The 11,586-nt window shown below is 31.2% G+C and carries 12 protein-coding genes; 1 reads left to right on the forward strand and 11 read right to left on the reverse strand.

Annotation, left to right across the window (positions count from 1 at the left end):
* Position 1: 1 nt before the first annotated feature.
* From CLCY_RS02405 to sleB, 5 genes are all read right to left on the reverse strand, one after another.
* The gene (locus CLCY_RS02405; protein WP_048569548.1) at positions 2-397 is read right to left on the reverse strand and encodes a hypothetical protein; all 396 of its coding nucleotides are present in this window, start codon (positions 395-397) and stop codon (positions 2-4) included.
* A 209-nt stretch (positions 398-606) separates the two neighbouring features.
* Positions 607-1,038, reverse strand: coding sequence for a YwiB family protein (locus CLCY_RS02410; RefSeq protein ID WP_048569549.1), 432 nt, complete (start codon positions 1,036-1,038; stop codon positions 607-609).
* A 37-nt stretch (positions 1,039-1,075) separates the two neighbouring features.
* Positions 1,076-1,879 (reverse strand): glutamate racemase, encoded by an 804-nt coding sequence (murI, locus tag CLCY_RS02415; RefSeq protein WP_048569679.1) that lies wholly within the window; start codon positions 1,877-1,879, stop codon positions 1,076-1,078.
* A 178-nt stretch (positions 1,880-2,057) separates the two neighbouring features.
* Positions 2,058-3,419 carry a germination protein YpeB gene (gene ypeB, locus CLCY_RS02420; RefSeq protein ID WP_048569550.1) on the reverse strand — a complete coding sequence of 454 codons (1,362 nt, stop codon included), beginning with the start codon at positions 3,417-3,419 and terminating at the stop codon, positions 2,058-2,060.
* Between the two features lie 12 nt (positions 3,420-3,431).
* Complete coding sequence (sleB, locus tag CLCY_RS02425; RefSeq protein WP_048569551.1) at positions 3,432-4,148, reverse strand: spore cortex-lytic enzyme; 717 nt, start codon at positions 4,146-4,148, stop codon at positions 3,432-3,434.
* A gap of 258 nt (positions 4,149-4,406) precedes the next feature.
* Here sleB and CLCY_RS02430 point away from each other — a divergent pair, with 258 nt between their 5' ends.
* The gene (locus CLCY_RS02430; protein ID WP_048569552.1) at positions 4,407-5,534 is read left to right on the forward strand and encodes an MGDG synthase family glycosyltransferase; all 1,128 of its coding nucleotides are present in this window, start codon (positions 4,407-4,409) and stop codon (positions 5,532-5,534) included.
* 63 nt (positions 5,535-5,597) lie between these two features.
* Here the strand turns inward: CLCY_RS02430 and spoIIR are convergent, their stop codons facing one another.
* The 6 genes from spoIIR to ispE form a co-directional block, all read right to left on the reverse strand.
* The gene (gene spoIIR / locus CLCY_RS02435) at positions 5,598-6,239 is read right to left on the reverse strand and encodes a stage II sporulation protein R (RefSeq protein WP_082141670.1); all 642 of its coding nucleotides are present in this window, start codon (positions 6,237-6,239) and stop codon (positions 5,598-5,600) included.
* Positions 6,240-6,371: 132 nt separating this feature from the next.
* A complete protein-coding gene (locus CLCY_RS02440; RefSeq protein WP_048569553.1) occupies positions 6,372-7,538 on the reverse strand; it encodes a Ger(x)C family spore germination protein in 1,167 nt (388 codons plus the stop codon).
* Positions 7,535-8,644: a GerAB/ArcD/ProY family transporter gene (locus CLCY_RS02445; protein ID WP_048569554.1), complete on the reverse strand. Its 1,110-nt coding sequence runs from the start codon at positions 8,642-8,644 to the stop codon at positions 7,535-7,537. The genes CLCY_RS02440 and CLCY_RS02445 overlap by 4 nt, the downstream gene beginning before the upstream one ends.
* The gene (locus CLCY_RS02450) at positions 8,631-10,196 is read right to left on the reverse strand and encodes a spore germination protein (RefSeq protein ID WP_048569555.1); all 1,566 of its coding nucleotides are present in this window, start codon (positions 10,194-10,196) and stop codon (positions 8,631-8,633) included. Before CLCY_RS02450 ends, CLCY_RS02445 begins: the two co-directional genes overlap by 14 nt.
* An 11-nt stretch (positions 10,197-10,207) precedes the next feature.
* Entirely contained in the window at positions 10,208-10,417 is a 210-nt protein-coding gene (locus CLCY_RS02455; RefSeq protein WP_048569556.1) for a CLC_0170 family protein, read from the reverse strand.
* Between the two features lie 215 nt (positions 10,418-10,632).
* Positions 10,633-11,478: a 4-(cytidine 5'-diphospho)-2-C-methyl-D-erythritol kinase gene (gene ispE, locus CLCY_RS02460; RefSeq protein ID WP_048569557.1), complete on the reverse strand. Its 846-nt coding sequence runs from the start codon at positions 11,476-11,478 to the stop codon at positions 10,633-10,635.
* Positions 11,479-11,586: the final 108 nt, after the last annotated feature.

Here is an 11,586-nt window from a genome sequence, read left to right on the forward strand (position 1 = left end):
ATTATTTTAACACCCTTTTACTTTTATCTTCAACAACTCCAATAAATTTTAATAGGTTTAACATATCATTCATATATTTTTCTATAATATCATCAATATAAGGAGTCTTTCCAAAGAAAGCAATCTCCATACCAGAATCCGGACATGCTACTATATTAATATTCTTTTCTAGGATATCTTTCCTTTTTATATTATATATATGATAATTATCACATGCTATACAACTTATTTTAAGGATAATATCAGTAGCATTAAATCCTATCAACACAATATCCTTATTACAGTTACACCTTATAGTATTATTAACTTTTAAGTTGAACATGTTAAAATCAGATACATTATACTTTCCACACTCACTACATTTAACCGCTATCTTGTTGGAAGCATTCAAAATCAATACTACTCACCTCCGTATTAATATCTATTCTTTATAATAGTTAAAATTCCTTTTATTTTTCACAAAAAAACACTCTATTACTTTATTATTTATAGAAAATAGCTATACTAATTAGTATAAGCATCAAATATATAGACAAACTACAAGAGTGCTCCTAATACTTTTCTTCACAGACTTAAAGGCATTAGGAGCACTCTCATTTAAACTATTTAATTTATTTCTTCAATTGTTAATACCAATTTATTTTCGCTAATATTTGTACCCTGGGTTTCTATAATATAATCAAGTTCAACTCTTCCACCGCATTCGTTAACGTCAATACTAACTCTTCCTGGCTTTACTACAACCTCAAAGGCTCCATGTTCAGTACCATAAAGGCTTATATGATCATTACCTAATTTAAAAAGCAAATGTGATGTAGTTGTACCCTCTCTAAATAAATTCACCTCATCAGAGCCTATCTTAATACTAGTCTTAGTTCCCTTCATTCCTGAAATTTCACTTTCCTCATATTCAGCAATATAAATATCATTAAGCTTACTAAATAACCCTTCAGTAACTAGTTCTATTTCTTCAACTTCTTCACCAAAGCTTTGAATAGTCTTTACAGTGATCATAACCTTCTTTGATTTACTCTTCACAATAGCCACCTCCTTTAAATATTAATCTAAAATATAATTAATATTTCTCTATATCTATCTCTAGTATATTATCAATCTCTCTATTTAGGAACCTCTCCCCAACTTCTATGAACTTAGATGAATTGTCACTTACATAATACTTATATTCTCCTTTAACATCTTCATCATTTTTCAAATCCATTTCAGTTAACCTATCTAAAAGTTCTAAAGCTGTTTCCTTGGCTGGATTAATAAGCTTAACTTTATCCCCCATAACATCTTGAACAACCTTATTTAGCAAAGGATAGTGTGTACATCCCATAACAAGAGTATCAACTCCAAGAGTCTTCATATTTTCTAAGTATTCCTCAGCTATCATATATGAAACCTTTTTTTCACTCCATCCTTCCTCTGCTATAGGAACAAATAAAGGACATGGAGTTGAAAAAATTTCAGTACCTTCTTTAATAGAAGTTATCTCTTTAGAATAAGCACCACTTGAAACTGTTCCTTCTGTCCCAATAATACCTATTTTATTATTTCTTGTAGCACTTACAGCTGCTCTAGCCCCTGGAGAAATAACACCAATTATAGGAATGTTAAAATTCTCCCTTACAGCTTGAAGGGCAAAGGCAGATGCTGTATTACAAGCTATAACAATAGCCTTAACATCCTTTGTTTCTAAAAATCTAGATATTTGAAGTGAAAACTTTTTTATAGTTTCCTTAGATTTATTCCCATAGGGTACCCTTGCAGTATCTCCAAAATAAACTATATCTTCATTCGGTAGTATGTTCATTATTTCCTTTGCAACAGTAAGTCCTCCGATTCCTGAGTCGAATACTCCTATTGGCTTTCTCATCACTTAACTTCCCCACCTTCGCACAGAATCAAAAACGTCTGTTTTTTAACCCTATTATTATATCATAAAGGGGGTGGGGATTCTATATGCGCCCTTTATATGTAAGGAAAGCTTCACCGTAAGTATGTATTGTCTTATAAAAAATGCTACTGATTTCTCAGTAGCATTTCTATATAAATTACATAGTCAATTCACCATTTGGTGTTTCTATAACCTTTAGAATATTCTCTTCCTTACCTGTTTCAGCGTTTATATAGATTATATACTTTTCACCATCTTTACTTGCTACATATTCATAGCATAGAACTTCTCTACTTGAATCTATAGGAATATATGCTAATCTAATATTTTCTACCTTTAATTTTTTTGAAATTTGATCCTGGTATTTTTTGTAGTCAATTTTTGGCTTTGGTATATATCTTTGTTTACTGTGATCTTTAAGATATGTACTTGCTTCCACACCTACTACTTCACCATTATCAAGGGCAACCTTAATTTTAATTTGGTCAGCATATATAACAACGCTATCCTTTACGTATACGTAATTAATTATTGCTACGTTGTCATATCTTAATGCATATAGTGGTATCATATCTTGATACCCTTTAGACTTCATATATTCCCTACCCTTGATAACCGCATCCTTTACTGATAATTTATCAGTTTTTACATCACGATTATTAAGCATGTAGATTATCTTACCACCGTTTTTACTTATAGCTATATTAACTGTAGAATTCTTTTCACCCTTTGTGTTTGCAGCAAAGGTGTAGGCTGGAATATTCATCCTACTTGATTCACCTGTAAACTTAATACCTTGAATTTTATCAGCACCAATAGCATCCTTTGCATTTTGAAGTGCTACATCCTTCGATACAAGTTTCTCTTCTAAAATCTTAGGTTTTATGTTAAGTACTTTATCAGAGAAAGGTCCATCATAAATAAGAGTAGGATAATCATTCATTTGATTAGATATATTTTGAAATTTAATATCTACATTATTTTCCTTTAAAGCACTATTTACATTGCCACTAACTTGATCCTTTATTTGCTTCCAATCTATCTTACCCTCAGCTACATCCTTCTCAAGAGACTGTAATTGAAGAGTTAGATATGAAGAATAGTCTTTAAGTTCCTCTATTGTCTTAGCTTCCTTAGGATCTATATCAGCTCCTCTATTAGTGTTCTTTACTAATGTATATGTATAATCTGAAACTTGCGTTAAAAACTTAGAGGTTTGAGCTATGGATTCATTGGCAAGTGGCAAGTTATGTAGTTCATTTTTAGCTCCCTCTGCCTGCCTAGATATTTCTTCAAATAACAATACTCTTTGACCTGGAGTTTGGGATACAGTTGCCTTAGATAAAGACACCTGCATATTCTTTACATTTTCCAAAAGACTATAAATCCTCATTTGATACTGTGCCTGAATATAGTTTTTGTAGGCTTTGTTTTCTGTATATATAACTGTACCAAAGCTTATTATTCCGATAATCGCTATAATAACAGCTAAAGAAATAAGTGTTTGACGTTTAAACATATCCACACCTCCTTATTTAGTAAATCTATGACTTCCGATTACTATTACAATAGGTCTTGATCTTATCCATTTATTTTGGGTTTTAGCAGGATTATAAAAATACAAACATCCGCCTGATGGGTCCCATCCATTAATTGCATCTCTTGCAGCCTTTTTAGGTGCTGCTTCTAAGTCAGCATTAATCTGTCCATCATTTATTGAGGAAAATGCTCCTGGTTGGTAAACAACACCTGCGACGCTATTTGGAAATCTAGCATCTGAAACCCTATTCATTATAACTGCACCTACAGCTACTTGACCTTCATATGGTTCCCCTCTAGACTCTCCATTAATAGCCCTAGCTAATAACAATTCATCTGTCCTTGACAAACTTGTACTTCCTTCTTTATTTGAATCTGATGGTTTAGTATCCTTATCACTACTGCCACTTGATATTCCAAGTGTAGCTAATGTTTTATCTCCAGCAATTCCATCTACCTTTATACCTCTGTCTCGTTGAAGCTTTTTAACAGCCTCGAAGGTATCATAACCATAGTAGTTATCTGGAGTACCATTAAAGAATCCAAGCCATTTTAGATTCTGCTCAAGCTTTTTAATAGTGCTACTACTTGAGCCTACATTGTATATAGCCACAGGTACCGACCCTGTACTCTTTCTATAGTCAGTTATAGAAATTCCTGAAAATAGTACTATAAGTGATAACATTAAAAATAGCGAAAGTTTTCTCATATAAAATCACCTCCAAAAATAGTAAAGATATATTTTATTTTCTTCAAAAGAAATAATTTTATACTATACAAAGAGACTAAAGTATTATTATCAAAGCTAAACTTTTATCATTAAAGAAGGAATTTTATAATTTAAAATCAAATTGTGTAAATACTATAAAAAATATAACGATTTTGTAATTTGAAACAACTACCAAAATAGATATATAATTTATATTAATTATCCTATACATACTTAAGAAATAAGGAGATGATTATAATGAAGATTCTTGCCCTTACAGTTTCAGCGGGAAATGGACATAATAAGGCTGCTGAATCTATCAAAGATTACCTAACTAATAACTTTGAAGATATTGATGTTGAGATATTTGACACATTAAAATATATAAATCCTATTCTTGACAAACTAGTTGTAGGAAGTTACTTAAAAAGTGTAAAAAATACCCCTGCATTATATGGAAAACTTTATGAATATGCAGAAAATGATGATACGGTATCTAATCTTTCCGGATTTGTAAATGATATACTATCTATAAAATTAAAAAACTTAATTTTTCGAAAGAAGCCAGATGTGGTTTATTGTACACATCCATTCCCAGTTGAAATGCTTTCAATACTAAAAAGAAAACACAAAGTAGATATTCCTGTAGTTGCAATACTTACAGATTATGCACCACATTCATTTTGGTTCTATAACTCTATTGATGCCTATGTTATTCCACATGAAGACTTTGTGTGTGAAATTAGAGAAAAAGGCGTTCCAAAGGATACTATCTATCCACTTGGTATACCTATTTCTAATAGTTTTTTACAAAATGTAAATAAAGATAAGATCCGTGAGAATCTTGGTTTATCAAAGGATAAAACAACTCTCCTTCTAATGGGAGGAGGACTTGGAATAGGTAATATCACAAAAATATATAAAGAACTTTGTTTTAGTACCCTTGATCTTCAATTTATAATTTGTGCTGGCAATAACACTAAGCTAAAAAATCAACTTGAAAGCCTTAAAGCTAGAACACTTAAAAAAACTATTATCTTTGAATATACAGAAATGGTTCCTGAACTTATGTCAGTAAGTGATATTTTGGTATCTAAGCCAGGAGGTCTTACCATTTCCGAAGCACTTGTAAAAAATATACCAATAATTATAACTTCAACAATTCCAGGTCAAGAAGAAAAAAATGCAGATTACTTAGTTAATAATGGTGTAGCGGCAAGAGTTAAGGAATCTGGGGATCTCACTCACCTTATGTACCAACTTTCTCAAAGTAAACTTAGACTCTCACACATGAGGGATATGGCAAAGGAAAAATCAAAGCCTAACTCTACTAAAGATATAGCAAATCTTATAGTGAGTTTTGCTAACAAATACATAGAAAAATAACAAACTAATTCTCTGTGTAACTTTGTGTCTTTAAAATATAGGGCACAAAGTTACATAATAAAATTATTTAAATATATCTTGCAATACTTCTAATGACTTTAATTTAAACTTAGTCTTATCCTTAGCCTTATTTTGAGTTATAGATTTCAATTCATCATCGGTTAAAACCTTCTTTAATTCTTTTTCCATTTCTTCATCAGCAACAGCATTTTTAACATCTACAAAACATAGAGGAGGAAACATTACGCACCACCAATTTTTCCCTTCACCTTCTCCAAGAATAATTCTAAAAGCATCATATTCTCCACTTGGAAAAACTATATCTCCATAACTTTTAACAGGGAAATCAAATCTTCCAATTTCAGCTCTTGCTGTATAGGTTTGTCCATTTTGTTTCAAAACTTTATTAGCTAGGTTTATTATATTCGCCTTATTGTTTTCAAGTATCTCTTTTGATTCATCTATAGATTTACTATTTTTAAGTAAAGGCTGAACATATTTAATAACATTATCTTTAACCTTTATTTTAACACCTTGATCTAAATTACTGTCGCTATTAGCTAATACATGAAACCTTACAACCTTATCGTTTAAAGAGTTGGATCTATTATATATAAATGCCCCTAGCGAACCTATAGTTATAGATGTCATTAGTGCTATTATTACCTTTATTTTATTTTTCTTAATTTTATCTAAAAGTTTCATGTTTCTTCCCCCTTACAACTTCTTATTTTAATCTTGTCCACCTTTTTCTTCTTTATACATTTATAAAAAAATTTTTATAAACCTCTACATAAAAAAGAGTTTTGCTTACGCAAAACTCTTTTTATAATAAAATTACTTAACATCTGAATACATTAATAGTCTTACTTCAATATCGAAGTTTATCTCTGCCTTTTGAAATGCTTTATCCCAATTTTTATACTTTTTATATTCACTCGGGTGGAATTTCTTAGTATAGTTATCAAATCCTAAATAATCTTTACCAAGTATATCTTGAAAATAGTGAATTGTCTCTTCTAGTTGACCCTTCATTAAATTGTGAACTTCTTCTTCCATCTTTTTCCTAGTTTTATCATTAAAAACATCTTGACCAAATTTATTACTTTCTAAATTTCCTTCAAATACATATCTTATGTGATACTTAGGCACTTTGCCACCTTTAACATAGGAGATTTTTCTATCTATTCCTGTAAGCTTAAAAACGAAAAGATCCTTATTTATCCTTATATATTCCCTTAGATTAACATTCTGAGCTTGAAAAATCTTATATCCCCTTATTTCTCTTGGATCTGCTATTTTATCAATTTTATACTTATCAACAAAGGCAATTTTACTAAGGTTAACTTTTCTATTTTCCATACCTGCAACAGGTAGTATAGTTCTACCATTATAACTCCTAAGGTCATTAAATACTCTACCTATATTCATAGATATTACAAAGGATAACCTATTTTCTTGATTCATAGTTCCTGATACAAAAGTTGAATAAAGGTTTTCCGTTGGTGGTTTTAATCCTTGTAAGGTTAAATTAGTATTTTCAGCAGCAACTATTCTTATTTCTCTATCTATAGTCTTATCTCTTTCAAAGTAATCAAGCACCTCTTTTAAAAGATCTGGATCCTCCATAAGCTCTCTACCTAAAATTATAAGCTTAGTATGACCAAAGAAAGGTTCCCTTGAAAGCTCTGAAGATAACTTCTCCCATGCATGGGACATAGAAACAGCGGCAACTGAGTGTGTATAACTTTTAATTGCACTTTCTGCCTCAGATGCATTTGCAATACCAAAGGTAATAAATAACTGATTTATGTCTCTTTTATAAAACTGACTGGCTATAAATCTACTTTCTTTTCTTACGAAGTTCTTTTCTATCATAATAGTATTAACAAATGCCCTGTCATTTATTTCTATCTTATCCCAACAAGAAGTTAAAAAAAGTGGAAGGGTTAAAATTATTATTAGCAGTATAGCTTTTAATCGATTTAATTTAATACTTTTCACCTACACCCACCTCTTTTCTTATTTCTAATCTTATACACTATATAAAATAATATTGGGAATACGTACATAGAATATAGTCCAAGGGTCAAATTATTAATCTCTGAAACACTCATAATATCTAATGTAGCTGGAGCACTTCTTTGACCAACATAAATCAATGGTATTAATAATGTAGCTACATGCTTAGTATGTTTGAAATTAAATATATCGGATATTATAACAGCCATAGCATGAATCCAAATAACAACAGTAGAAAATACAACTACTACCCAAGCGCTCATCATAATTCCTTCAAGTCTTTCTATGAAAGTCCCTGGTATATATGCTGTTTTTATCAAGCTTAGCGTTGGATATATAAGAAATTTTGTTTCTCCTATACCAAGTTTAGAAATACAAAGAATAGTAGTTACTAAATAACTTAATGATACAATGCCAACTGCTATTAATGCTGATTTAGATGCACTCTTAAAATCCTTTTTCTTAAAATAGGGATATATAACTAGTAAAATAATTACCCCAAGTAACTGAAATATGGTAGACATACTTCCGCTTATATAATCTTTAGGACTCCTCTGGAAAATGGGAAGCATATTTGTAATGTCTACTCTCTCTAATGATAATAAATAAAGCACTAAAACAGCCAAAAATATAAAAGGAAGAGTGAATTGAAAGAATCTAACCATATGCTTTAATTCTCCCCTTGTTATAATTAAAACAAGTAGAAGAAATGGTATTACAACTGCTGACTTTGGTGTAGTTTCAAGCAAAAATATTTTAATTGAGTTAGCAAAAATACTAACTTCAGCAAAAGTAGCAGTATATAAACAAATCAATATAGGAATTACAAGGATTATACCTACTACTTTACCAAACACATTTTTACTTGCACCAACTAATCCTTCACTATCGTATAGGCTTCCTACTTTACATATTAATAGTATAGAAATTACAGCTAAAATCCCTCCACCAATAACAGATATCCAGCCTTCATTTCCTGCAGCTTCAGTTACTGAAGAAGGAAGACTAAACATACCTACTCCTAGCATAGCAGTTACTACAATAACACCTAGTTGGTATCCAGTAAATTCTACATCACTTTTGATCACTACTACCACCTGCCTGTCTTATTTTATTATCATTATTTACATATTGAGGTCTTTCCTTCATTTGTTGCCATGGTACTCTTATAAACATACTGTCCTTTAAATCCTTTAGATTCATAGGAGCTAAAGGTTCAAAGTATGGAACCCCATAACTATCAATCATAACTAGATGAATGATCAGAGCAATAATTCCTAGTACAACACCATATAGGCCAAGAACAGCAGATAAAAAAATAATGCCTATTCTAACAGTTTTAAATGCTGTTTCTATTTCGTAGTTAGGTGTTGAATACTGTGCAAGAGCTGTTACAGCAATTACAATAATAGCAATAGGACTTGCAATCCCCGCTGTAACCGCCGCCTGCCCTATAACAAGACCACCAACTACACCTATTGTAGAACCTATAGGCCTTGGAAGCCTTACTCCTGCTTCACGTAAAATGTCAAGTGTGACTTCCATTATTAGCATCTCTATAAATGCAGGGAAGGGCACTCCCTCTCGAGATGCAGCGATGGATAATGCAAGTTTTGCTGGAATAGCCTCTGGATTAAATGAAGCTAATGCAATATACAGAGGAGGTGCTAAAACAGCAATAATAATAGATATTAATCTTAAAAGTCTTACAGCGGTAGCAACAAAGGGTCTAACATAGTAATCCTCAGCGGATTGAAAAAATGCTGTCATTGTCACTGGAAGGATAAGTACAGTAGGGGAATTATCAACCATAAGAACTATTCTACCTTCAAATATCGCAGCTGCAGAAACGTCTGGTCTTTCTGTTGCTTGTATTTGAGGAAAAGGTGTATATTTTCTTTCTTCTAGAAACTGCTGAACATATCCACTATCTAAAATAGAGTCTATATTGATAGCCTTTAACTTCCTTTCAACCTTTTCAAGTATACCTTTATCAACTAATCCCTCTATATACATAAGAGCTATATCTGTCTTAGATCTTGTTCCTAATTGACTCTGCTTAACCTTAAGACGAGGATCTCTAATTCTTCTTCTTACGAGTGCTGTATTAGATCTTAGACTTTCAACAAAGCCATCCCTAGGACCTCTAATAACAGTTTCACTAACAGGCTCACTCGGCCCTCTAGCTGGCCAAGATCTAGAAGCTATAATCATAGCCTTATCATATCCTTCTAGAAAAAGAACTGTTTCCCCTGATAAGATACTTAACATTGCTTCTTCTATGTAATCTACTTCTTTGATATCAGTTACCGCTATTGTAGACTTTTCAATGGCTTCATAGATACCTACCTTTAAATCCTCGGTAGTGAGATCATTTCTTCTAGATAATATAGTTAATGGTTCCATAACAAAATGATCAATAAGCATTTTATCTGAAATTCCGTCTATTTGACATAAAAATCCTTTGACTTTCTGATTATCTCCAGTAGTAAACTCTCTAAAAATTACATCATTTGTATCTTTAAATGTATCTCTAAAGATAGCTACTGTCTCATCTACAGATTTTTGAACCTCTGTTTTTGTGTCTGGAGCATATTCGTAGCGCATTTCCTTAGGCTTTCTAAAATTGAAAAAGTTCATATCCTTCCCTCCTATCTAAAAACAGACTCTGCAATAATATACATTACTAGGCCAAATATAATAAGAAATATAGCAAAACCCTTAGCAGCCTTATATTCCTTAGTCAGACCTTTCTTCTTAAAATCTTTACAATCTATAAAAAACAGAATAATCGCAGATATTAAAAATACACCCAATGTATCTAGGCTAAAAGTATTTTCAATAATATTTTTTATATACAAAGTACCACCTCCGACTATTCCTTAATTTCTCCCAAAAATAGCTTTTCTATTCAGTTAAATAAAATATTCTAACTTAAAATAAAATACAAAAGGTAGAGACTAAAAACTTATGTAAAAGTTTTTAGTCTCTACCTTCATCTATAAACAGAACTTTCAAAGCAGAGTCCAGTTTAAATAACACTAATTTTTAGAAGCTGTTATACCATAGCTATTTTCTATTTCATAGTAGCTATATATACTTCATCAAAATCACCTTTTAAATAGTTATAACAATCATCAATTGACTTGTCCTTAAATATTCCAAAAACTGTAGGTCCACTTCCACTCATTATTGAACCTAGCGCTCCAAATTCATTCATTATATTTTTAATATCTTCTATAACTCTATGCATTGGTATAGTAACAGTTTCAAGAACGTTTACTAGGTTTTTTGATAATAAATCTATATTATTATCATCAATACAATCTAATAGGATATCGTTATTAGGTCTTTTCTTGATTTTTTCAAGTTTTAAATTATTAAATACCTCCTTTGTAGATACGCTAATTGGAGGTTTTGCTATTAATACAAGGTGACCACTCATAGATTTCAGAGGAGTCACTATTTCCCCTCTACCTTTGCATAGTGCAGTACCTTTTTCCATAAGAAATGGTACATCGCTTCCTATCATAGCTGCTATATCCATCAAATCCTTCTTACATAGGTTAAGGCAATACAAAGTATTAATACCTTCAATTACACCTGCAGCATCAGTGCTTCCACCAGCAAGCCCCGCTGCAACAGGAATGTTTTTCTCAATATATACAGAGAGTCCTCCACCTATTTTATATGTATCAAACATTAACTTTGCAGCTTTTAAAGCAATATTCCTATCATCTAGTGGAATATCTCCCCCTTTAACTTCTAATGAGAATTCATTTGATTTTTCTATTCTTATCACATCTTCTAATGATATAGTTTGCATAATTGTATCTATTTCATGATACCCATCACTTCTTTTTCCCAAAATATCAAGTGATAAATTTATTTTAGCTGGACAATTTAAAGTTATACTTTTCATATATTTTAGTTAAATACTTAACCCCTTTTCCTTTCCTATTTTTAATAATTATAGTTTATAGAATATTATAATTCAATAAAGGTTCTACAGAACAAAGCTGTAGAACCT

The organism is Clostridium cylindrosporum DSM 605, assembly GCF_001047375.1.
Classification (GTDB): Bacteria; Bacillota; Clostridia; order Clostridiales; family Caloramatoraceae; genus Clostridium_AB; species Clostridium_AB cylindrosporum.

Bases quoted from the DNA above. Each gene is read 5' to 3' on its own strand.
- murI (WP_048569679.1), bottom strand. From the start codon at position 1,879: ATGAGAAAGCCAATAGGAGTATTCGACTCAGGAATCGGAGGACTTACT.
- ypeB (WP_048569550.1), bottom strand. From the start codon at position 3,419: ATGTTTAAACGTCAAACACTTATTTCTTTAGCTGTTATTATAGCGATT.
- sleB (WP_048569551.1), bottom strand. From the start codon at position 4,148: ATGAGAAAACTTTCGCTATTTTTAATGTTATCACTTATAGTACTATTT.
- CLCY_RS02430 (WP_048569552.1), top strand. From the start codon at position 4,407: ATGAAGATTCTTGCCCTTACAGTTTCAGCGGGAAATGGACATAATAAG.
- spoIIR (WP_082141670.1), bottom strand. From the start codon at position 6,239: ATGAAACTTTTAGATAAAATTAAGAAAAATAAAATAAAGGTAATAATA.
- CLCY_RS02450 (WP_048569555.1), bottom strand. From the start codon at position 10,196: ATGAACTTTTTCAATTTTAGAAAGCCTAAGGAAATGCGCTACGAATAT.
- ispE (WP_048569557.1), bottom strand. From the start codon at position 11,478: ATGAAAAGTATAACTTTAAATTGTCCAGCTAAAATAAATTTATCACTT.